We start from the raw sequence: 21,378 nt of genomic DNA, 5'->3' as shown, positions 1-21,378 counted from the left end.
CCGTGTTCAGCGTGACCGTTCGGGATCACATGATGATCGCCCACAGTTTCCAGGGCGAGGTGTTCGGTCCCGCCCAACGCCTGCACGGGGCGACGTTCGTGGTGGACGCGACGTTCCGCCGCACCGACCTGGACGCCGACGGCATCGTGGTCGACATCGGCCTGGCCACCGAGCAGCTGCGGGCCGTACTCGGCGAGCTGACTTACCGCAACCTCGACGACGAGCCGGCCTTCGCGGGGGTGAACACCACCACCGAGGTGCTGGCCCGTACGGTCGCGGATCGGCTGGCCGAGCGGGTGCACGCCGGCCAACTGGGCGCCGGCGCCCGCGAGCTGGCGGGCATCACCGTCACCCTGCACGAGTCGCACGTCGCCTGGGCCAGCTACGAGCGGTCACTGTGACAGACGCGGGCCGGACGACGCCCGCCACCGGCCGTACGGTGCACGTCGTCCTGCCCGGCGACATCGACGACCCGGCCACACCCAGTGGCGGCAACACCTACGACAGGCGCGTCTGCGCGGGGCTCGGCGACCGGGCCTGGGCGGTGCACGAGCACGCGGTGCCCGGAGCCTGGCCGAGCCCCGAGCCCGCCGAACGGGCGGCGCTGGCCGCGGTGCTCGCCGGCGCGCCGGACGACGCCGTGGTGCTGCTCGACGGTCTGGTCGCCTCGACCGTGCCGGACCTGCTCGCCCCGCACGCCGACCGGTTGCGCCTGGTCGTCCTCGTGCACATGCCGTTCGACGACGAGGCGGAGGGCCGGGCGTTGGCCGCCGCGCGGGCCATCGTCACCACGAGCGAGTGGACCCGCCGCCGCCTGCTGCTGCGCCACCCGCTGCGCCGCGACCGGATCCGGGTCGTGCCGCCGGGCGTCACGGCCGCTCCGCTGGGGCCCTCCGGCTCGACCGCCGGGGACCGGTTGCTCTGCGTGGCCCCGGTCACCCGGCACAAGGGCCACGACGTGCTTGTCGACGCGTTGACGGTGCTGGCCGAGGTGCCCTGGACGCTCGTCTGCGCCGGCGCGCTGACCCGGGAGCCCGATCTGGTGCGCCGGCTGCGCGACCAGCTCGCCGACGTGGGCCTCGCCGACCGGGTGCGGTTGGCCGGGCCGCTGACCGGGGCGGCACTCGACGCCGCGTACGCCGCCGCCGACCTGCTGGTGCTGCCCTCGCGGGGCGAGACGTACGGCATGGTCGTCACCGAGGCGTTGGCCCGGGGCCTGCCCGTGCTGACCACCCGGGTGGGTGGCCTGCCCGAGGCGCTCGGCCGGACCGCCGACGGTGACCTGCCGGGACTGCTGGTGCCACCTGACGATCCGGCCGCCCTGGCCGGCGCGCTGAGCTGGTGGTTGGGCGACGACCTGCTGCGGGCCAAGCTGCGGTCGGCGGCTGTCGGCCGGCGGCACACCCTGACCGACTGGTCGGTGACGACCGCGTCGCTGGCCACCGTGCTGGAGGAGGTGGCGGGATGACCGTCGAGGAGACCCTGCCGTTCGCCGACTGGTTGCGCCTGCGGGAACCGGCCGACGCGGCGGCGCGCGCCGAGGATCTGCTGGACGTCGTACGCCCCCGGCTGACGGGTGCCACGCCGACGGTGATCCACGACCTGGGCAGCGGCACCGGTTCGATGAGTCGCTGGCTGGCCACCCGGCTGCCCGGCCCGCAGCACTGGGTGCTGCACGACCGCGACGCCGACCTGCTGGCCCGCGCCGCCGAGGGCATGACCGGGGTGGTCGCCGCCGACGGCGCGCCGGTCACCGTACGCACCCGGTGCGGCGACCTCACCCGGCTCGGCGCCACCGATCTGGCCGACGGTTCCCTGGTCACCGCGTCCGCGCTGCTGGACATGCTGACCGCCGAGGAGATCGAACGCGTGGTGGCTGCCTGCGTCGGCCGACCCACCCTGTTCGCCGTCTCGGTGACCGGGCGGGTTCGACTCACCCCGGCCGACCCGCTGGACGCGGCGGTCGAGGCAGCGTTCAACGACCACCAACGACGTACCGTCGACGGCCGACGACTGCTCGGCCCGGACGCCGTCGCCGCCACCACCGCCGCGTTCGCCCGGCGCGGCGTCGACGTGCGGGAACGGCCCAGCCCGTGGCGGCTCGGCCCGGAGCAGGCCGACCTGGCCGCCGAGTGGTTCCGGGGTTGGCTGGCCGCGGCCCGCGCGCAGCGTCCGGACCTGGCCGGCCCGACCGAGGAGTACGCCCGGCGTCGGCTGGCCGACGCGGCGGCCGGCCGGCTCACCGTCCAGGTCGAACACACCGACCTCCTCGCGGGCGGATGAACCGTTCACACCCTGGGTACGTGGACTAGAACAAATGAACGATCTTCAAGGGGAGGGCCGGCGTCGATGTTCTGGGCCTGGGCACGAGTGGTCGGCGGGGTGGGTCTGCTCGCCGTCCTGCTGTGGCAGGTGGGCAGCGGCCCGTTCCTCGCCGGGGTGCGGCTGATCGACGTGCCGGCGTTGGCCGCCGCGCTTGTCATCGGGGTGCTCACCACGGTCTGCGCGGCGTGGCGGTGGAGCCTGGTCGCCGGTGGCCTGGGCGTGCGGCTGCCGCTGGCGACCGCGGTGGCGCACTGCTACCGGGCGGTCTTCCTCAACGCCACCCTGCCCGGCGGAGTGCTCGGCGACGTGCACCGGGCGGTCCGCCACGGCCGGGACGCCGGTGACGTCAGCCGGGGCATCCGCGCGGTGGTCTGGGAACGTACCGCCGGGCAGGTGGTGCTCGTCGGCGTCGCGCTCGTGGTGCTCGCCGCCTTCCCGTCCCCGGTGCGGTCGTATCTGCCGGTCGCCGCCGCGCTGCTGGTCGCGGCCGGGCTGGTCGCCGTGCTGCTGGCTCGGGCCGTGCCGAACGCCGGCCCCTCGCGCTGGGCGCGGGCGCTGCGCACCGCGGGGGCGGACGTGCGATCCGGGCTGCTGTCCCGGCGCACCTGGCTCGGCGTGCTGATCGCCTCCGCGGTGATGGTCGCCGGTCACCTGGCCACCTTCCTGGTGGCGGCCCGCACCGCCGGCTCCGACGCCCCGCTGTCGCGGCTGCTGCCACTGACGCTGCTCGCCCTGCTCGCCATGGGCCTACCGCTGAACGTCGCCGGCTTCGGCCCCCGGGAGGGGGTGGCCGCCTGGGTGTTCGGCGCGGCCGGCCTCAGCGCGGCCGAGGGCGTCGCCACCGCCACCGTCTACGGTGCACTGATCCTCGTCGCCAGCCTGCCCGGAGCCGCGGTGCTGCTGGTGCGACGGAACCGACACCCGGTCGCCGCCCGGGAAGCCGCCCCCGTCGGCGGCTGTTGAGTCGGTGGTGAGGAACACGCGTCGCCGCCCGTCGGTGGCGCCGGACAGAGGAGTCCCATGCCCGAATCATTGCCGGTCGCCACGATCCGTACGCAGGTCACGGTGCCGTTGACGTTTCCCGACGGCTACGCCACGACGGTCCGGGTGTTCTCGTTCAAGGGCCTGGTCGACGGCCGGGAGCACCTCGCGCTCGGCCTGGGTGACTGGGCGGGCGCGCTGGACCGGCTCGCCGCCGGGGGAGAGCCGCCGCTGGTCCGCCCGCACAGCGAGTGCCTGACCGGCGACGTGTTCGGCAGCCAACGCTGCGACTGCGGGCCGCAACTGCGCGAGGCGGTGCAGCGGATCGCCGAGGCCGGTGGTTTCCTGCTCTACCTGCGGCAGGAGGGGCGGGGCATCGGCCTGTACGCCAAACTCGACGCGTACGCGTTGCAGGACGCCGGGCTGGACACCTACCAGGCGAACGTCGCGCTGGGCCGTGGTGAGGACGAGCGGGACTACAGCGCCGCCGCGCAGATGCTCACCGCGTTGGGGGTGCCGCGGATCCGACTGCTGAGCAGCAACCCGGACAAGGCCGTGCAGCTGACCCGCCTCGGCGTGGACGTCGTCGAACAGGTGCCCACGAGCGTCTTCCTCTCGCCGGCCAACGCCGACTACCTGGCGGCGAAGGCCGCCAAGGCGGCGGAGATCGTCTCGGCCGCGCCCGACCTGCCTGTCGACAAGTGAGCGGCACACCGGCGCCGACGCGGCCGTACGTGCTGCTCAGCTGCGCCACCTCGATCGACGGGTACATCGACGACGCGTCCGACAAGCGGTTGCTGCTGTCCAACGACGACGACCTGGACCGGGTCGACGCGGTCCGGGCCAGCTGCGACGCGATACTTGTCGGCGCCGGCACCGTCCGCCGCGACGATCCCCGGCTGCTGGTGCGTTCGGCGAGCCGCCGGGCCGAACGGGTGGCGTGCGGGCGGCCCGCCTCGCCCACGAGGGTCACCCTGACCGCCCATGGTGACCTCGACCCGACCGCCCGGTTCTTCACCGCCGGTGACCCCACCCGGCTCGTCTACTGCGCCACGAGCGTGCGGGAGAAGACCGAGGAACGCATCGGTCGACTGGCCACGGTGGTGGACGCGGGGGAGCCGGTCGACCCGGCCTGGCTGCTGACCGACCTGTACGCGCGGGGCGTACGGCGGCTGATGGTGGAGGGCGGCGGGACGGTGCACGCCCAGTTCCTCGCCGCCGGTCTCGCCGACGAGCTGCACCTGGTGGTCGCCCCGTTCTTCGTCGGCGACGGCCGGGCGCCCCGGTTCGTCGGCGAGGGGCGCTTCCCCTGGCACCCGGGCCGGCGCGCCCGGCTGGCCGAGGCCCGCCAGATCGGCGACGTGGTGCTGCTGCGCTACGCCCTGTCCGACCGCTGCACCGAAGGCTGACACCGTCTGCCCGTGCCGGAGGCGCGTCACCGCGGCGTCGGCAGGCGGCGGGCGCCGGGGCCCTCGCGGCCCAACACGTCGCGGGGGTTTGTCAGGTGGCAGGCCCGCAGGGACAGGCAGCCGCACCCGATGCACGCGCTGAGGTCGTCCCGAAGTGCCCGCAGGTGCGCGATCCGCGCGTCGAGGACGCCGCGCCAGTCGGCGGACAGGCGAGCCCAGTCGTCGCGGGTCGGGGTGCGCTCGCTCGGCAGCCGGTCGAGGGCCTCCCGGATCACCGTGAGCGAGATGCCGACGTGTTGGGAGGCCCGGATGAACGCCACCCGGCGCAACGTGTCGCGGCTGTACCTGCGCTGGTTGCTCGCCGTCCGGCTGCTGCGGATCAGGCCCTTGCGCTCGTAGAAGTGCAGCGCGGAGATCGCGACGCCGCTGCGGTCGGCGACCTGGCCGACGGTGAGTTCGTGAAACGTGATGCGAGCCCTGGGCATGGGACCAAGCCTAGGGCTTGACCTCAATCGAGGTTGAGGCCAGAGAATCGGCGGCGTCCAGAACCGCGAATCAGGGAGCACCCTCATGGCACACGTTCTCGTCATCGGCGCCACCGGCAAACAGGGCGGTGCCGTCGCCGAGCTGCTGCTCGAGCACGGCCACGACGTCGTCGCCTACGTGCGGTCGCCCGAGTCGCCCGCCGCGGTGACGCTGTCCACCGCCGGAGTCCGGCTGGTCACCGGCGACCTGGCCCACCCCGAGGGCCTGGCCGACGCCGCCAAGGGCGTCGACGCGATCTTCGGTCTGTCCGTACCGTTCGGGGCCGGCGGTAGGGACGAGGAGGTCGCCCAGGGCCGCCACCTGGTCGACGTCGCGGCCCGCGCCGACGCGCACCTCGTCTACTCGTCCGTCCGCGGCGCCGGCCGGTCGACGCCCACCGACCTCGACCACGCCGACAGCAAGCAGCTCGTCGAGGCGTACCTGCGGGACCAGCGGGTCCGGGCGACGGTCCTCGGGCCGGTGTACTTCATGGAGAACGCGCTCAACGTCGGGTTCAGCCGCCTGACCGACGGTGTCCTGGCCAACCCGCTCACCGCCGGCAAGCCCCTGGACCAGGTGACCGTCCGCGACATCGCCGGCCTCGCGGTGCACGCCGTCGAGCACCCGGACCTGTTCGTCGGCGAACGGATCGACGTCGCCTCCGACCGGGTCACCGGCGACGAGGCCGCCCGCATTCTCGGCGACGTGCTCGGCCGCGAGATCCCGTACCAGCAGATGCCGTTGGACCAGGTCCGGCAGTGGGCCGGCGACGAGATCGCCGACATGTTCCAGCGGTTCGAGGAAAACACCGACTTCGTCGACATCGACGGGCTGCGCGCCAGGTACCCGGAGGTGACCTGGCACCGCTACGCCGAGTGGGCCCGGACCGTCGACTGGGACCGCGTCCTGGCCGCCCGGCCGAGCTGGCAGTAGTCCGCCCGGCCGAGCTGGCAGTAGTCCGCCCGGCCCGGCCACGACCGATAGGGTGGCCGGCGTGCCGCGACTCGTGCAGATCACCCCGGACAACGTGGAAGCCGCCTGCCGCGTGAGCGTGCGACCGGACCAGGAGAAGTTCTCGTCCCCGGTCGCCTGGTCTCTCGCCGAGGCGTACGCGCAGCCCGACGTCGCGTGGCCACGGCTGATCGTCGAGGGTGACGACATCGTCGGCTTCCTGATGGGTTTCTTCGACATCGTGTGGAACCCGGACAGCCCGGACGACAGGCGCTCGGGCCTGTGGCGGCTGAACATCGCCGCCGAGCACCAGGGTCGCGGGTACGGCCGCTTCGCGGTGCGGGCCGTCTGCGCCGAGGCGCGCGAACGCGGGCACGACCGCGTGTTCACGACGTGGGAACCGGGGGCGGACGGCCCGGAGCGGTTCTACCTCAAGCTCGGCTTCCGCCCCACCGGGGAGACCAGCGGCGGGGAGGTCGTCGGGGTACGGCACCTGACCGACTGATCAGCGGTGCGGCGTTGCCTGCGTACGATGCGGGGTCGAGTTCCCCTCGTCACGGCGGAGGTATCGGGCAGATGGCAGGCCAGCACGAGGGTTTCGCCCTCGGCGTCGACCTCGGTACGTCCAACACGGTCGCGGTGCTGCGCTGGCCCGACGGGCGGACCCGACCGCTGCTGATGGACGGTCAACCGCTCAGCCCCTCCGCCGTGTACGCCGACCCGGACGGCACCCTGCACACCGGGTGGGACGCCCGGCGGTTGGCGCAGACGGACCCGGCCCGGTTCGAGGCGAACCCGAAGCGTCGGGTGGACGAGCCGACGGTGGTGCTCGGCGACCGCTCGTACCCGCCGGCCGACCTGCTCGCCGCGGTGCTGGCGGCGGTCGCGCGGGCCGCGGTGGGTGCCGTGGGGTTTCTGCCCCCGGCCGTGCTGACCTGCCCGGCCGCCTGGGACGAGACGCGTCGGCAGGTGCTCGCCGACGCCCTGCTGCTGGCGGGCTGGCCGCAGGTGGCCGAGCACACCCTGGCCGGGCCGACACCGCCGGGCACCCGGCTGCTGCGCGAACCGGTGGCCGCCGCCCGCTACTACACGCAGGTGCTGCATCGGCCGGTGCCGGTCGGCGACGCGATAGCGGTGTTCGACTTCGGCGGCGGGACGCTCGACGTGGCGGTGCTGCGCAACGAGGGCGCGGACCCGTGGGGTGACTCCGGCTTCAGCGTGGTCGCCGACGGTGGCCTGCCGGACCTGGGCGGCCTGGACCTCGACGCCGCGTTGGTGCAGCGGGTCGGCGAGCTGCTCGGGGAACGGCACGCCGCGCAGTGGGCCCGGCTGATCCGGCCGGAGGACCCGGCGCAGCGCCGTGACCAGGTGCGGCTCTGGGACGAGGTACGAGGTGCGAAGGAGACGCTGTCCCGCTCGACGGTGGCGCCCGTCGCGGTGCCGGGGGTGGCCGAAGCCGTCCAGCTCACCCGGGCCGACGTCGAGCGGGTGGCCACTCCGCTGCTGCGCCGCGCCGTGGAGCGGGCCCGGGAGGTGATCGCCGCCGCCGGGCTCAGCCCCGACCAACTCGCCGGGCTGTTCCTCGTCGGTGGCTCGTCGCGGATCCCGCTGGTGGCCCGGATGCTGCACACCGAACTGGGGGTCGCGCCGACGGTGCTCGACCAGCCCGAGCTGCCGGTGGCCGAGGGCGCGCTGACCGACCTGCCGCTGCGCCGACCGCTGCCGGCGTACGCCGGGCCGCAGCTCGCCCCGCCCGCACCGGCTCCGGTGAGTCCGCCCGCGCCGTCGGCCGGGCCGACCGTACCGTCGCAGCCCTGGCCGGGCTCGGCCGCGCCGGCGGGTCCGGGTTGGGCCGGTCCCCCCGCGCCGCCGGCGGGTCCGCCCGCACCGGGAGGGGCGGGTGCCGCGCCTGCGGGTCCGCCCGGCGCGGCGCGCTGGCGGCGGGCGCGCTGGGTGGTGCTGGGCGCGGTGCTGGCCCTGCTCGGGGTGGGCGCCGCCGCGACGCTGTACCTGACCCGGGACCGCTACCCCGATCTGGAATTCGCGGCGCTGCGCGAACTGTCCCGGCCGAAGGCCGGCGGCGAGCGACCGGCCGACATGTGGACGGCCGTGCTCGACGACCGGGCCTACCTCGGGTTCCCCCTGCCGGACGACCGGCTGGAGGTGGTGGCCGTCGACACCGGCACCGGCGACGAGCTGTGGCGCAGGGCGACCGACGTGCGGGCCGACGACTGGGAGGCGATCATCGCCGTCCCCGGGGCGGTCATGGTCCTCGCCGACGCACCCGGCGACAGCACGCCGCGCCCACTGGCCGTCCTGGACGGTCGTTCGGGCGCCCAGCGCTGGCAGCGCACGGTCCGCGGTGACGACGACATCTACGTCGCCGACGACACGGCGGTGCTCGTGGATCGTGGCGCGGCCCAACTGGTCGGCCTGCGCCTGAGCGACGGCACCCAGAAGTGGACCAAGCCGAACCCCCGCGACCAGTACGACGGCAGCCGCACAGTGGTCCGGCCGGTGGGCAGCGACGAGGCGGCGGGCGGACCGGCCTTCCTCGACGGCACGCCCCGCGACCCGTGGACGGGCAAGGGGCGGCGACTCGTCCAGGTGGGTGCGGACCGGTCCGTGCGGCTGCTCGACCTGGCATCCGGCGCCGTGCTGCGCCAGTGGGGCAACGTCGCCGACCTCGACGATCTGGTGGTCGCCCACGAGGACCGCCTGTTCGTGGCCGCCAGCGAGGGCGGGTACCAACTGCTGGCGTACGACCTGGGGTCCGACGCGGAACCTGTGGTGCTCTACCGCTCCGGGAACGACGAGCAGCGCGCGAAGGCACTCGTGGCGTGCGGTGAGCGGCGGGCCTGCCTGTTGCAGGTGCCGAACAACGACGCCCAGCGCACCGAGGTGGTGGCGGCCACCGAGGGCGAACAGGCGGCGCACTGGCCCGCGCCGGGCGTGACCGACCTGGTGCCGGTGGGGGAGCAGGTGCTCGCCCAGCGGGAGTACCCGGAACCGGCGGTCACCCTCTTCGACGCCGCCGGCAAGCCGGTGTTGCGGAACCGGGGCGGTGTGGGGGTCCGGCTGGACGAGGGCAACCTGCTGGTCTTCGCCAAGGCGCCCAGCACGTTCGCCGACAACCGCGTGCTCGCCGGGGTGTGGACCGAATCCGGTGAGGTCGACGAGTTGGGCGAGCTGAAGGACGTCCGCAGCGCGTCCTGCTCGTGGAACACCCACGTGATCGCCTGCGGGGCGGAGAAGGACTTCGTCCTCTACCGCTTCACCAAGGACTGAACCCACCCCTGCGGAGCTGACCTCGTACGATGCTCCGGTGAATCTTCGGGGTACGGTCCGCGCCGATCGTCCGCTCGTGGTGCTCGCCGTCGGGGAGGAGGCCCGTTACCTCCCTCCCGAGCTGCCGGTGCTGCTGACCGGCATGGGCAAGGTGAACGCCGCCAGCGCGGTGGCCGCGGTGCTGGCCGCCGGGCCGCGCCCCGCCCTGCTGCTCAACCTGGGTACGGCGGGCGCGTTGCGCCCCGGGTGGGCCGGCATCCACGAGGTCGCCACCGTGCTCCAGCACGACCTGGACACCGACCTGCTGCGCACGCTCACCGGCGAGACCTACGGGGCGCCGCTGACCCTGGCCGCCGAGGGCGCGGTGCTGGCCACCGGTGACACGTTCGTGGCCGACGACGCGGCGCGGGACCGGTTGGCGCGGCGCGCCGACCTGGTCGACATGGAGGGGTACGCGGTGGCGTGGGCCGCCGCGCAGGCGGGTGTGCCCTGCCGACTCGTCAAGCAGGTGAGCGACGAGGCGGGGGACGGCGCGGCGCGCACGTGGCGGGAGTCGGTGGACGCGTGCGCCCGGGACCTCGCCGAGTGGGCCGGCCAGCGCTTCGGCTGACCGTCAGTCGTCGGGTTGCCGTACCCGCAGACCGGGCGTCGTCTCCCGGGCGGCTCCCGGTATCAGGATGTGCGCCGCCAGCCCGAGCGCCACGAACGTGGTGACGAGCAGCGGCGGCCACTGGCCGGCCCAGGGCAGGGTCAGCAGCGGCACCGGCAGGCAGAGCATTCGCCGCCACGGCACGATCATCGACACCAGCAGGGTGAACAGGACGCGACCGATCACGAACAGCGCCGGGCCACCCAGGATCAGGAGGAGCCACCCCACCGGTGTCCGGCCGGTCGGCCGGGTGACGACCAGGTCGAACGAGGCCGCCGTGGCGACCACGCCGGCCAGCATCACCAGATGGGTGTACGGAGCCACCCGCGCCGGACGGCCCGCCCGCGCCCCGGCCTCCAGCAACTCGCCGGCCCGGAACACGTAGACCTGCCACAGCAGAAGCATGATGGCGAACGCGCAGAACAGCGCGGCGACCCGGAGTCCGGCGAACTCGCCCCGGCTGACCTGCAGGGTGGGCACCAGGATGATGTCGCCGAGGGCCAGGATGACGAACTGTTGATACCGCTCGCCCAGGTGCGCCGTGGTCCGTTCGTACTGGTCGAAGGGCACCCGGCCCAGCCCGGGCGTGGGATAGCGGGCCGCCGCGGAGACCAGGTCGATCGTGACGGCGACGACCCAGAGGGTCCAGTTCACCTCGCCGGACAGCGCACCGGTGATCCAGAAGACGCCGGACACCAGGAACCAGAACAGGAACCGGGTCGCGCGGATCATGGCCGACCGGTGTCGCTGCTGGTACAACCTCGTGATCAGGATGATGCCGCGAATCACGTGCGTGCCGACGTACGCCATGGCGAAGACCAGCGCGTGCCCACTGGTGATCTTCGGCAGCGACGCGCCCATCCCCACCGCCCCGACCATGGCGACCATCAGGATGACCTGGATCGGGCGCTGCTGCGGGTCGTAGAACTCGGTGGTGGTGGAGGTGACCGACCAGGTCCACCAGATCGCCGTCAGCATCAGCAGCACCGTCGCCGCGCCGGACCAGGTGTGGCGTCCCGCAAGCAGCGTCGAGGTCAGCGCGAGGGAAGCCACGAAGACCACGTCGAACAGCAATTCCAGCAGCGTGGCCCGGGTCGACCCGTCCGGCCGGCGTACCAGTGCCGCGGTGCCTCCGGTGGTCATGCCCGGCCTCCCGCCGTGTCTTCGGAGAATTATCGGCGGCCCCGGCGCGGACGTCCCCGGATCGGCGATTCCCGCCGGTCGGGGGAGGAGGGCGGCCTGGTGGGCTCGCGCACCTCGCCCGAGGTCAGGCGTCCTCGGCCCGCCGGACGTTCAACCCGGGCGCGGTCTCCCGGTCTCCGGCGGGGACGAAGATGTGACCGGCCAGCGCGAGCGCCACGACGGCGGCGACCAGCAGCGGCGGCCAACCGCCGGCCCACGGCAGCACGAGCAGTGGCGTGAGCTGCCAGGCCACTCGCCGCCACGGCACGCTCCAGCCCACCAGCAGGGCGAGCAGGACGCGGCCGAGCACGAACAGCGTCGGACCGCCGAGGATCAACACGAGCCACCGCACAGGTGTCGTCCCGGTCGGATGGTGGACGACCATCTCGAACGAGGCCGCCGTGGCGACCACACCGCCCAGCAGCACCAGATGGGTGTACGGAGCCAGCCGCACCGGTCGGTGCGCCCTGGCCTCGGCCGCCACCATCAACTCGCTGGCGCGGAAGACGTAGATCTGCCAGAGCAGCAGCATGGTGGCGAACGCGCAGAGCAGGGCGAGGACCCGGAAGAACTCGAGTTCGCCGCGGCTGACCTGCAGGGTCGGCAACAGCACGATGTCGCCGAGGGCCAGGATGACGAACTGCTGGTACCTCTCGCCCAGGTGCCCGGTGATCCGCTTGTACTGGTCGATGGGCACCTTGCCCAGCCGGGGCGTGGGGTAGCGGGCCGCCGAGGCGACCAGGTCGATCGTGATGGCGATGGTCCAGAGCCCCCAGTTCGGACTGTGCGACAGCGCGCCGGTGACCCAGAAGACACCGGACACCGTGAACCAGAAGAGGAACCGGGTGGCCCGCTCCCTGGCCGTCTGGTGTCCCTGCCGGTGCAGGGCGACGACCAGGATCACGCAGCGACTCACGTGCGTGCCGACGTACGAGATCACGAAGAGCAGCAGGTGCGCGACGCTGACCATCGGCAGCGCTACCGCCATCCCCACCGAACCGACCATGGCGATCATCAGGACGGCCTGGATCGGGCGCTGCCGCGGGTTGTAGAACTCGGTGGTGGTCGCGGTGAGCGACCAGGTCCACCAGATGGCCGTCAGCATCAGCAGCACCTTGGCGCTGCCGGACCAGGTGTGCTCCTCGGTCAACAGTGTCGACAGCAGCGCGAGGGCGGCCACGAAGACCACGTCGAAGAGCAACTCCAGCAGCGTGGCCCGGGTCGACCCCTCCATCCGACGTACCAGCGCCGCATCTTCTCCGGTGGTCATGCCCGGCCTCCCGCCGTGTTCCCGAGGATTATCGGCGGCGTCGACGGGGCCCGTCCGCGGATCGGCGATTCCGCACCGGCCGGTGCGGGGACGGCCCGAGGTTGCCACGGCGTCGGACCCGGGGCGATGCTTGAGGGCATCCATCATGCTCGATCCTCGCGGAGGTTCGGATGCGCCGCTCCCCGCTCGTCGCCCTCGTCCTGACCACCCTCCTGCTCGTCGCGCCCAGCACGGCGCGCGCCGCCGCCCCCGACCGGGCCGCCGACGCGGCGGCCACGCTCGCCGGGGTACGCACCGCGGGCACCGCCTGGGGCCTCGACCCCGCCACCGGCCGGATGACCCTCACCGTCGACGACACCGTGGCCCCCGCCGAGCTGGCGACGCTGCGGGCGACCGCCGACCGGGCCGGCGTGCTACTGCGCCGCGAACCCGGAACGTTGCGCCCGCTGATCGCCGCCGGCCAGGGCATCTACGGCGGTGGGGCGCGCTGCTCGCTCGGCGCGAACGCGCGCAGCGGCAGCACCTACTACGTGATCACCGCCGGGCACTGCACCACCGCCGCGGCCACCTGGTACGCCGACAGCGCCCAGACCACGGTGCTCGGCACCCGGACCGCCACCAGCTATCCCACGAACGACTACGGGCTGATCCGCTACACCGGCCGGATCGCCCATCCCAGCGCGGTCTACACCTACCCCGGTCTGCTGACCATCCAACGGCCCGGCACCGCGTACGTCGGTCAGGCGGTCTGTCGCAGTGGCGTCACCACAGGCGTGCGGTGCGGCACCGTCACCGGCCTCAACCAGACGGTCAACTACGCCACCGGCGTGATCTACGGCCTGATCCGCACCAACATCTGCGCCGAGCCGGGCGACAGCGGCGGACCGCTCTACGTGGCATCGACAGGCACCATTCTCGGCATCCTCTCCGGTGGCAGCGGCAACTGCACCGCCGGCGGCACCACCTACTACCAGCCGATCGGGGAGGTGCTGGCCGCGTACGGGTTGACGGTGCCCTGATCGTCGAGGTGTGACGTATGACGGGTTGCCCGTCTCGCGCCCGAACACCTAGGCTCGGCGGCGCCCAGGATCCCCGCCGCGAGGACGTGTGCCCCGATGCCTACCGACTCCCCACCCGACGACGCGACCGTCCCGGCGGGCCCCGCGCCGATCGAGGTTGCCGCGGTCGGGGAGACGATGGTGGTGCTCTGCCCCGCGCCCGGCGAGCCGTTGGAACACGCCGGACAGGTCGCCGTCTCGGTCGGCGGCGCCGAGTCCAACGTGGCCGGCTACCTGGCCCGGCTGGGGCACCGGGCGGCCTGGGTGAGCCGGGTCGGCGACGACCCCTTCGGCCGGGCCGTCGTCCGGCACGTCGCCGCGACAGGCGTCCGCGTCGACCACGTCAGCGTGGACCCGACCGCCCCCACCGGCCTCTACGTCAAGGACCCCGGCCCGGAGGGCACCGCCGTGCACTACTACCGGGCGGGCTCGGCGGCCTCCCGGATGGACCCCGGCACGCTGGCCGCGCCGGGTCTGGCCGGCGCCCGTGTGCTGCACCTGTCCGGGATCACGCCGGTGCTCTCCGCCTCCTGCCGCGAGCTTGTCGAGCACGCCGTGGCGGATCGGCCACTGGCCGGTGCGCTTGTCAGCTTCGACGTCAACCACCGGGGTCGGTTGTGGCCCGCCGAGCAGGCCGCCGACGTGCTGCGCGACCTGGCCGACCGCAGCGACCTGGTCTTCGTCGGTCAGGACGAGGCGGAGACGCTGTGGGGCACCGCCGACCCGGCGGCCGTACGCCGGCTGTTGCCCGGCCCGGAGACGGTGGTGGTCAAGGACGGCGCGGTGGGTGCCACCGCGCTGCGCCGAGACGCCGAGCCGGTCTTCGTCCGCGCGCCCCTGGTGGCGGTTGTGGAACCGGTCGGCGCCGGAGACGCGTTCGCGGCCGGCTACCTGGCGGGGCTGCTGCGCGGCCTCGACCCCGTGCGCCGCCTGCGCCTCGGTCACCTCGTCGCCGCGCAGGCGTTGACCAGCAGCGGCGACAACGCCCCGGTCCCGCCGTGGGCCTGGTTCGAGCGGCTGATCGACGCCCCCGTCGAGGCCTGGTCGCCACTCGACCTGACCGGCGCGCTGGCGGCGGCCTGAGGGGCGCCCTCGGCTCCCGACCGGGCCAGGTCGGCGTTCGACCGGGCCAGGTCGGCGTTCGACCGGGCCAGCAGGCAACAGATTCACCGCGATCTCGGATGGAGTGCACCATGACCACAGCGGATTTCGAGCACATCTTCGGCGGCGCCCGGGTGATGGCGATCCTGCGCGGCCTGCCGGTCGCCGAGACCGTTCGGCTCGCCGAGCGCGCCTGGGACCTCGGCATCGACGTGGTGGAGGTCCCGGTGGCCACCCCGGACGCCGTACCGTCGCTGCGCGCCGCCGTCGAGGCGGGCGCCGAGCGGGGCCGGATCGTCGGCGCGGGCACCGTGCTCGACGCCGAGCAGGTCGCCGCGGCCGCCGACGCGGGCGCCAGGTTCACCGTGGCGCCCGGCCTCGACCTCACGATCGCCGACGCGGCCGCCGCGCGTGGCCTGCCGCACCTGCCCGGCGTGGCCACTCCCACCGAGGCCCAGCAGGCGCTGCGGCACGGCCTCACCTGGCTCAAGGCGTTTCCCGCGATCACGCTCGGGCCGGCCTGGTTCAAGGCGATGGCCGGCCCGCTGCCGCAGTTGCGCTTCGTCGCGACCGGCGGCCTGGACGCCAGCAACGCCGGCGCGTTCCTCCAGGCCGGCGTACGGGTGGCAGCCGTCGGCTCGGCCCTCTCCGACCCCACCCAACTCGACGCCCTCGCCAAGCTGACCAGCCCGTCCCTCTAACCCTCCCGCCCACCCCGCCCCCGCCCCCGCCGTCCCGCCCCCGCCCCGCCGCCCCGCCGCTGGGCGGCGGGCGGCAGGCGGCAGGCGGCAGGCGGTTGATCATGAGGTTGTTGTCACGACACGCCGCGACGGTCGGCTATAACTCCATGATCAACGGTGCGGGAAGGGTGGGAGGGCGGGACGCGGGCGCGGGCGGGGGGAGTGGGTGGGTTGGTGGCGGGGTTGTGACATGGCGTATGTGCGTCGGGGTGCGGGGCGCGGTGGGGGTGGGTGATGCGTCGATGCTGTGCTGCGTACCACTTCTCGACGCAAAGAGGTCATCTTGGCTCTGTCTCGCCGGCGTCGCCGATCCGGGCTGATCGCCCTCGGCACCGCCCTCACCCTGGCGGCCGGGTTTACCCCACCCGCCGCGGGGGCGTCCGCCGCCCCGCCGACCATCCCCGACCACCCGACCGGCCTTCCCCCGGCCGCTGCCGGACGGGCGTCCACCGTCACGTTGATCACCGGTGACACGGTCACGGTGACGACCGCCGCGGACGGCAGCACCGTGTCGACAGTGCGCCGCCCGGACGGCAGCACGCCGACCTTCCACCGCACCGTGCTCGACGGCGACACGTACGTCTACCCGGACGCCGCGCTGCCGTACGTCACAAGCGGCGTGCTGGACCGCCAACTGTTCAACGTCACCGAGCTGATCGCCGACGGCTACGACGACGCCCACACGGACAAGCTGCCGCTGATCGTCACCATGACCGACGCGGCGGCCCGCGCCCGCACCCGTCCCACAGTGGACGGTGGCGAGCTGGTCCGTCCGCTCGACAGCGTGCGGGGCGCCGCGCTGACTCGCCAGCGCGCCACCGCCGACCGGTTCTGGACCGCCCTCACCGCCGGCGCGGCCCGGCGTACGGGTGCCGCGCCGACTCTCGCCAACGGCATCGCCAAGGTCTGGCTGGACGGACGGGTGCGCGCCGACCTGGCCGACTCCACCGCGCAGATCGGCGCCCCGGACGTCTGGGCCGGGGGCAACACCGCCGCCGGTGTCGACGTCGCGGTCCTCGACTCCGGTGCCGACGCCGAGCACCCGGACCTCGCCGGTCAGATCGCCGAGTCCAGCAGCTTCGTGCCCACGGAGCCGGACATCCTCGACTACAAGGGCCACGGGACGCACGTCGCCTCGACGATCGCCGGCAGCGGCGCCGCGTCCGGCGGAGTCGAACGGGGTGTTGCCCCCGGCGCCCGCCTGCACATCGGCAAGGTGCTCAACAGCGAGGGCAGCGGGCAGGATTCATGGATCATCGCCGGTATGGAGTGGGCGGCCCGCGAGCAGAAGGCCCGGGTCGTCAGCATGAGCCTGGGCGGTGAGGCCACCGACGGCAGTGACCCGATGAGCCAGGCCGTCGAGCGGCTCAGCGCCGAGACCGGCGCCCTGTTCGTGATCGCCGCCGGCAACGGCGGGCCGAACAGCATCGGCAGCCCCGGTGCGGCGAACTCCGCGCTCACGGTGGGCGCCGTCGACTCGACCGACCACCTCGCCGAGTTCTCCAGTCAGGGGCCCCGGGCCGGCGACGGTGGGCTCAAGCCCGAGATCACCGCGCCGGGCGTGGACATCCTCGCGGCCCGCTCCCACTACGTACGCGGTGGGTCGGGGGACTACACGCTGATGAGCGGCACCTCGATGGCCACCCCGCACGTGGCCGGCACGGCGGCGCTTGTCGCCGCCGCGCACCCGGACTGGACCGGTCAGCGCATCAAGGAGGCGCTTGTCAGCACGGTCAAGGCCACCCCCGGGTACACCCCGTACCAGGCGGGTGCCGGCCGGGTCGACGCGGTTGCCGCCACCCGGGCCACCGTCTTCGCCACCCCGAGCGCCTACTCCGGCTTCCAGGCCTGGCCGCAACAGCCGGGGATGACCGTCGACCGGACGGTCACCTACACGAACCTCGGCAGCGCCCCGATCACGTTGAAGCTGGCTCTCGACGCGGCCGCCGCGCCGGCCGGCCTCTTCGCCCTCTCCGCCGACACGGTCACCGTGCCCGCCGGCGGCACCGCCACGGTGAAGCTGACCGCGGCGTACGACAAGCTGCCGGTGGAGAAGCAGGTCAGCGGCATGATCGTCGCCACCGACGACGCTGGCACGGTCCGTGGTCGGACGCTGATCGGCGCCGGCAAGGAGGGCCAGCGGCAGAACCTGACGCTCGTCGCCAAGGACCGGGACGGCAAACCGCTCGTCGGCAAGGTCATCCTCACCACCGACGGGCTGTTCACCGCCGTGGACCTGCCCGAGAGCGGCACCGCCACGCTGCGGCTGCCGGTGGCGAGTTGGACCGGCTGGATCACGGCGGACGTGCGCGGCGTGAACGGCCCGCGCTCCCGGGGCATGGCGATGCTCAGCTTCACCGACGTCAACCTGGACCGCGACCGCACCGTCACCCTGGACGCGCGGGCCGCCCGGCAGGTACGGGCCATGGTGCCGCAGCAGGTCACCGCCACCTCGCTGCGGATGGACATCCACCGGTCCACCGCGAACGGTCTCACCGAGAGTCAGGTGCTGCCCAACGACTCGTACGACAGCATGTGGGCGTTGCCGACGAGCCGCAAGGTCACCGACGGCGAGTTCGAGTTCGGCGCCCGGTGGCGGCTCGAACAGCCGGCGTTGACGATCTCCGCCGCCGGCCGCTCGTACGACGATCTGCTGGTGAAGCGGGCGAGCCCCGCGCTGCCGGCCGGTCGTCGCCAGGTGGACGCGGTCTACGTCGCCGACGCGTCGGCGGCCGGGCTGGCCAAGCGTCCGGTCCGGGACCGGGCGGTGGTGGTGCGGCGCAGTGACACCGTGGACATCGCCACCCAGGCGCGGCTCGTCGCGGCGGCCGGCGCGACGCTGCTGCTGGTGGTCAACGACGGCGGCGGTCGGCTCGACCCGTGGGACGAGACGCCGTGGAGCCCGCAGAGCCCGGCCCCGGTGACCGTGGCGACGCTGACCGCCGACGAGGGTGACCAGCTCATCGCGGCGCTGGGCCACGGCCCGGTGCGGCTGGCCGTCGAGTCGCACCCGGAGACCACCTACCTGTACGACGTGGCGCACCACTGGACGGGCACCGTGCCGGCCGACCCGACCTACCGGCCCGCCAAGCGGGAGCTGGCCCGGGTCGACGTGGAGTTCCGCAACTACCGGCCGGGCAAGGCGCTGGAGTTCCGCACCGACGTCTGGAAGGGCCTGGCCTCGGGCAACCAGGAGACCGTCCCGGCCCAGGGCCGGCGCACCGACTGGGTGACCGCCGGCGAGCGGTGGGTCGACGACGCGTACATCGTCGGCGAGACGGGCCAGCACCTGATGGAGGTGGCCACCTACCCGGCCGGTCGGCCGAGCGCCGTCGAGTGGTTCGTGCCGATCCAGCGACCCCGGATGGGTGGGGGTTACGTGCCGGTACGCTACCTGGACACCGTCTACCTGCCCGCGCCCGGCTGGGGCGACGGGGGTGGGCACATCGGTGAGGCGCGGGCCAACTACGACATGGTCAACCGGACCACCCTGTACCAGGGGGACCGGGAGCTGAACTGGGGCAACGCCGAGTATCTCCAGGTCTCCGGTCTGGCCGCGCAGCGTCTGCCGTACCGGCTGGTGGTGGAGAACGACAGGGCCGCCTGGACCAACCCGTACTCCCGGCAGACCCGCACCGAGTGGGGCTTCACCTCGGCCGCCACCGGGGAGGAGTCGTCGTCGGTGCTGCCGATGATCCAGCTGGACTACCGGGTGGCCCTCGACTCCGCCGGGACGGCGTCGCGGCGGGCGCCGCTGACGGTGGTCGCCGGCCACCTGCCCGGCGTCTCGGGCACGGTCGGCACGGTGACCGTCGAGGTGTCCTACGACGACGGGGCGACCTGGCGCAAGCAGCGCCTGAGCCGGCACGGGGACGCCTGGCGTACCTCGTTGGCGGCGCCGGCCGGCGCCGGTTTCGTGAGCCTGCGCACCACCGCGCGGGACGCTGCCGGCAACACCGTGAGCCAGCGCATCACGCGGGCGTTCGGCCTGCGCTGACGGTGCGGTCGGCCGTCGGTCGGGGTGCCTCGCCCAGCCCGACCGGCGGCCGGTCCGCGCGGGTCGCGGATTCTCGGCGTACCGGTCGAGTCGGTGCCGGGGCCCGCGTCTGGTCAGGACGCGCGCCAGCGGGTGCAATGGGGCGCATGGGATTCCTGAGTACCGCGAGTCTGTTCGTCGCCACGGTGACCACCGGTCTGACCGCCGGGCTGTTCGCCGCCTTCGCGTACGCGGTCATGCCGGGCCTGGGCCGCACCGACGACCGGACGCTCGTGCTCGCCATGCGACGGATCAACGAGTCCATCCTCAACGTCTGGTTCGCCGCCTGTTTCGGCGGCGCGCTCGTGTGCACGCTGCTGGCGGCGGCGCTGCACCTGGACGCGGGGCGCCGGGCGGTGCTGCCGTGGATCGTGGCCGGGCTGCTGCTCTACCTGGTGGTGCTCGGTGTGACGGCCGCGGTGAACGTGCCGCTCAACAACGTGCTGGCCCGGGCCGGTGACACCGACACCGACCTCGCGGCTCTGCGGCACCGCTTCGAGGCGAGTTGGGTACGCGCCAACGTGGTCCGCGCGGTCGCGTCGACAGGCGCGTTCGGGCTGCTGGCGTGGGCGCTTGTCGAGGCGGGGCGGCTGCCCGGCTGAGTCGCCGGGTGACCGACCGCGGCGGTTCCGGGCTCAGTCGGTCGTCTCGGCGTTCTCGGCGGTGCCGGCCCGCTGGAAGGCGCGGGCCAACTCGGCGAGGTCGTAGCCCTCGAAGTGCTGCAGGAAGCGGCGGCGTACGGCGGCCAGGTGGCTGGGCCAGGACTCCGTCAGGCGGGCGAATCCCGCGTCGGTGAGGACGGCGTTCCAGCCGCGCGCGTCCTCCTCGCAGCGCTCCCGCGTGACCAGGCCCTGCGTCTCCAGCCGGATGATGGTGCGGGTCATGCCGCTCAGCGAGAGGTAGCAGGCCGAGGCGAGCTCGTTCATCCGCATCCGCCGGCCCGGTGCCTCGGATAGGTTCATCAGGGCGGTGTATTCCGTGAGCGGTAGCTGACGGTCACCGACCATGTCGGCGTCGATCGCGCGGGGCAGCACGTGCATCACCTGGCCCAGGGCACGGACCAGGGCCTCCTCGTCGGGGTTGAGGGGTTGCCGAGGTTCTGCCGCGGGGTTGGACATTCTCACAGCGTACTTGCTTGATTGAGCAATTGCTTACTCAGCGTGTGATCGCGACCATAGGGGCAACATTTGCTTGACCAAGCAATCACCGGCTAGCGTCGGGCCGTCAGCGCAAGTACCGAGGAAAGGCGCCACCATGACCAGGATCGGGATCATTCTCGGCAGCACCCGCCCGGGGCGTAACGGTGAAGCCGTTGCCCGCTGGGTGCTCGAGATCGCCAAGCAGCGCACCGACGCGGAGTACGAGCTGGTCGACCTGCTCGACTACCAGCTGCCGCACCTCGACGAGGCGTACCCGCCGTCGATGGGCCAGTACTCCCAGCCGCACACGCTGCGGTGGGCCGAGACGATCGCCTCCTACGACGGGTTCATCATCGTCACCCCCGAGTACAACCACTCGACCTCGGGTGCCCTGAAGAACGCGATCGACTTCCTGTACGCCGAGTGGAACAACAAGGCCGTGGGCTTCGTCAGCTACGGCTCGGTCGGCGGCGCGCGGGCCGTGGAGCACCTGCGGTTGATCTCCGGTGAGCTGCAGATGGCCGACGTGCGGTCGCAGGTCGCGCTGTCGCTCTTCACCGACTTCGAGAACTTCAGCGTCTTCAAGCCCAACGAGTTCCAGCGGGACGCGCTGACCACCACCCTCGACCAGGTGGTCGCCTGGAGCACCGCGCTCGCGCCGCTGCGCCAGGCCTGATCGTTTCGCGCACGTCCGCAGACGGCCGCGGGGGATCCTCCCGCGGCC

The 21,378-nt window shown here is 73.5% G+C and carries 20 protein-coding genes; 16 read left to right on the top strand and 4 right to left on the bottom strand.

Annotated elements, in window-relative coordinates; all coding sequences use genetic code 11:
• Window positions 1–2 precede the first annotated feature (2 nt).
• The 6 genes from ACGFH8_RS24830 (at window position 3) to ACGFH8_RS24805 (ending at window position 4,715) form a co-directional block, all read left to right on the top strand.
• A complete protein-coding gene (locus ACGFH8_RS24830) occupies window positions 3–401 on the top strand; it encodes a 6-pyruvoyl tetrahydropterin synthase family protein (protein ID WP_393371210.1) in 399 nt (132 codons plus the stop codon).
• A complete protein-coding gene (locus ACGFH8_RS24825) occupies window positions 398–1,468 on the top strand; it encodes a glycosyltransferase family 4 protein (protein WP_393371207.1) in 1,071 nt (356 codons plus the stop codon). The genes ACGFH8_RS24830 and ACGFH8_RS24825 overlap by 4 nt, the downstream gene beginning before the upstream one ends.
• The gene (locus ACGFH8_RS24820) at window positions 1,465–2,283 is read left to right on the top strand and encodes a class I SAM-dependent methyltransferase (RefSeq protein WP_393371204.1); all 819 of its coding nucleotides are present in this window, start codon (window positions 1,465–1,467) and stop codon (window positions 2,281–2,283) included. The genes ACGFH8_RS24825 and ACGFH8_RS24820 overlap by 4 nt, the downstream gene beginning before the upstream one ends.
• Before the next feature lie 66 nt (window positions 2,284–2,349).
• A complete protein-coding gene (locus ACGFH8_RS24815; RefSeq protein ID WP_393371201.1) occupies window positions 2,350–3,288 on the top strand; it encodes a lysylphosphatidylglycerol synthase transmembrane domain-containing protein in 939 nt (312 codons plus the stop codon).
• 57 nt (window positions 3,289–3,345) lie between these two features.
• Window positions 3,346–4,011, top strand: coding sequence for a GTP cyclohydrolase II (gene ribA / locus ACGFH8_RS24810; RefSeq protein ID WP_393371198.1), 666 nt, complete (start codon window positions 3,346–3,348; stop codon window positions 4,009–4,011).
• Window positions 4,008–4,715, top strand: coding sequence for a RibD family protein (locus ACGFH8_RS24805; RefSeq protein WP_393371196.1), 708 nt, complete (start codon window positions 4,008–4,010; stop codon window positions 4,713–4,715). The genes ribA and ACGFH8_RS24805 overlap by 4 nt, the downstream gene beginning before the upstream one ends.
• Window positions 4,716–4,741: 26 nt before the next feature.
• On the opposite strand, the gene soxR is transcribed toward ACGFH8_RS24805, so the two are convergent.
• Entirely contained in the window at window positions 4,742–5,200 is a 459-nt protein-coding gene (gene soxR / locus ACGFH8_RS24800) for a redox-sensitive transcriptional activator SoxR (protein ID WP_393371193.1), read from the bottom strand.
• 85 nt (window positions 5,201–5,285) lie between these two features.
• On the opposite strand from soxR, the gene ACGFH8_RS24795 reads away from it, so the two are divergent.
• The 4 genes from ACGFH8_RS24795 (at window position 5,286) to ACGFH8_RS24780 (ending at window position 10,089) form a co-directional block, all read left to right on the top strand.
• Entirely contained in the window at window positions 5,286–6,173 is an 888-nt protein-coding gene (locus ACGFH8_RS24795) for an NmrA/HSCARG family protein (RefSeq protein WP_393371190.1), read from the top strand.
• Between the two features lie 61 nt (window positions 6,174–6,234).
• On the top strand, window positions 6,235–6,696 hold the full coding sequence (locus tag ACGFH8_RS24790; protein ID WP_393371187.1) for a GNAT family N-acetyltransferase: 462 nt from the start codon (window positions 6,235–6,237) through the stop codon (window positions 6,694–6,696).
• Between the two features lie 71 nt (window positions 6,697–6,767).
• On the top strand, window positions 6,768–9,479 hold the full coding sequence (locus ACGFH8_RS24785) for an Hsp70 family protein (protein ID WP_393371185.1): 2,712 nt from the start codon (window positions 6,768–6,770) through the stop codon (window positions 9,477–9,479).
• Between the two features lie 37 nt (window positions 9,480–9,516).
• Window positions 9,517–10,089, top strand: coding sequence for a nucleosidase (locus ACGFH8_RS24780; protein ID WP_393371184.1), 573 nt, complete (start codon window positions 9,517–9,519; stop codon window positions 10,087–10,089).
• A gap of 3 nt (window positions 10,090–10,092) precedes the next feature.
• Here ACGFH8_RS24780 and ACGFH8_RS24775 read toward each other — a convergent pair whose 3' ends face one another.
• Window positions 10,093–11,271, bottom strand: coding sequence for a low temperature requirement protein A (locus tag ACGFH8_RS24775; RefSeq protein WP_393371181.1), 1,179 nt, complete (start codon window positions 11,269–11,271; stop codon window positions 10,093–10,095).
• A gap of 124 nt (window positions 11,272–11,395) precedes the next feature.
• Window positions 11,396–12,580 (bottom strand): low temperature requirement protein A, encoded by a 1,185-nt coding sequence (locus tag ACGFH8_RS24770; protein WP_393371179.1) that lies wholly within the window; start codon window positions 12,578–12,580, stop codon window positions 11,396–11,398.
• A 170-nt stretch (window positions 12,581–12,750) separates the two neighbouring features.
• Between ACGFH8_RS24770 and ACGFH8_RS24765 the strand changes: the two genes are divergently transcribed.
• The 5 genes from ACGFH8_RS24765 (at window position 12,751) to ACGFH8_RS24745 (ending at window position 20,117) form a co-directional block, all read left to right on the top strand.
• Window positions 12,751–13,599, top strand: a complete 849-nt coding sequence (locus ACGFH8_RS24765) for a S1 family peptidase (RefSeq protein WP_393371176.1) — start codon at window positions 12,751–12,753, stop codon at window positions 13,597–13,599.
• 96 nt (window positions 13,600–13,695) lie between these two features.
• A complete protein-coding gene (locus ACGFH8_RS24760) occupies window positions 13,696–14,721 on the top strand; it encodes a sugar kinase (RefSeq protein ID WP_393371174.1) in 1,026 nt (341 codons plus the stop codon).
• Between the two features lie 110 nt (window positions 14,722–14,831).
• Complete coding sequence (locus ACGFH8_RS24755; RefSeq protein WP_393371171.1) at window positions 14,832–15,440, top strand: bifunctional 4-hydroxy-2-oxoglutarate aldolase/2-dehydro-3-deoxy-phosphogluconate aldolase; 609 nt, start codon at window positions 14,832–14,834, stop codon at window positions 15,438–15,440.
• A 322-nt stretch (window positions 15,441–15,762) separates the two neighbouring features.
• Entirely contained in the window at window positions 15,763–19,476 is a 3,714-nt protein-coding gene (locus ACGFH8_RS24750) for a S8 family serine peptidase (protein ID WP_393371168.1), read from the top strand.
• Between the two features lie 146 nt (window positions 19,477–19,622).
• Complete coding sequence (locus ACGFH8_RS24745; RefSeq protein WP_393371165.1) at window positions 19,623–20,117, top strand: DUF1772 domain-containing protein; 495 nt, start codon at window positions 19,623–19,625, stop codon at window positions 20,115–20,117.
• A gap of 33 nt (window positions 20,118–20,150) precedes the next feature.
• Here the strand turns inward: ACGFH8_RS24745 and ACGFH8_RS24740 are convergent, their stop codons facing one another.
• Entirely contained in the window at window positions 20,151–20,633 is a 483-nt protein-coding gene (locus tag ACGFH8_RS24740; protein ID WP_393371162.1) for a MarR family winged helix-turn-helix transcriptional regulator, read from the bottom strand.
• Between the two features lie 136 nt (window positions 20,634–20,769).
• On the opposite strand from ACGFH8_RS24740, the gene ACGFH8_RS24735 reads away from it, so the two are divergent.
• Window positions 20,770–21,330 (top strand): NADPH-dependent FMN reductase, encoded by a 561-nt coding sequence (locus ACGFH8_RS24735; RefSeq protein WP_393371160.1) that lies wholly within the window; start codon window positions 20,770–20,772, stop codon window positions 21,328–21,330.
• Window positions 21,331–21,378 lie beyond the last annotated feature (48 nt).

It is taken from the genome of Micromonospora sp. NPDC049175 (genome assembly GCF_043197345.1).
Classification (GTDB): Bacteria; Actinomycetota; Actinomycetes; order Mycobacteriales; family Micromonosporaceae; genus Micromonospora.
This window is presented reverse-complemented; position numbering and strand designations above follow the sequence as displayed.

Coding starts and splice junctions, on each gene's coding strand:
- ACGFH8_RS24820 (WP_393371204.1), top strand. CDS start 1,465: ATGACCGTCGAGGAGACCCTGCCGTTCGCCGACTGGTTGCGCCTGCGG.
- ACGFH8_RS24815 (WP_393371201.1), top strand. CDS start 2,350: ATGTTCTGGGCCTGGGCACGAGTGGTCGGCGGGGTGGGTCTGCTCGCC.
- ribA (WP_393371198.1), top strand. CDS start 3,346: ATGCCCGAATCATTGCCGGTCGCCACGATCCGTACGCAGGTCACGGTG.
- soxR (WP_393371193.1), bottom strand. CDS start 5,200: ATGCCCAGGGCTCGCATCACGTTTCACGAACTCACCGTCGGCCAGGTC.
- ACGFH8_RS24795 (WP_393371190.1), top strand. CDS start 5,286: ATGGCACACGTTCTCGTCATCGGCGCCACCGGCAAACAGGGCGGTGCC.
- ACGFH8_RS24785 (WP_393371185.1), top strand. CDS start 6,768: ATGGCAGGCCAGCACGAGGGTTTCGCCCTCGGCGTCGACCTCGGTACG.
- ACGFH8_RS24775 (WP_393371181.1), bottom strand. CDS start 11,271: ATGACCACCGGAGGCACCGCGGCACTGGTACGCCGGCCGGACGGGTCG.
- ACGFH8_RS24770 (WP_393371179.1), bottom strand. CDS start 12,580: ATGACCACCGGAGAAGATGCGGCGCTGGTACGTCGGATGGAGGGGTCG.
- ACGFH8_RS24765 (WP_393371176.1), top strand. CDS start 12,751: ATGCGCCGCTCCCCGCTCGTCGCCCTCGTCCTGACCACCCTCCTGCTC.
- ACGFH8_RS24760 (WP_393371174.1), top strand. CDS start 13,696: ATGCCTACCGACTCCCCACCCGACGACGCGACCGTCCCGGCGGGCCCC.
- ACGFH8_RS24755 (WP_393371171.1), top strand. CDS start 14,832: ATGACCACAGCGGATTTCGAGCACATCTTCGGCGGCGCCCGGGTGATG.
- ACGFH8_RS24745 (WP_393371165.1), top strand. CDS start 19,623: ATGGGATTCCTGAGTACCGCGAGTCTGTTCGTCGCCACGGTGACCACC.
- ACGFH8_RS24740 (WP_393371162.1), bottom strand. CDS start 20,633: ATGTCCAACCCCGCGGCAGAACCTCGGCAACCCCTCAACCCCGACGAG.
- ACGFH8_RS24735 (WP_393371160.1), top strand. CDS start 20,770: ATGACCAGGATCGGGATCATTCTCGGCAGCACCCGCCCGGGGCGTAAC.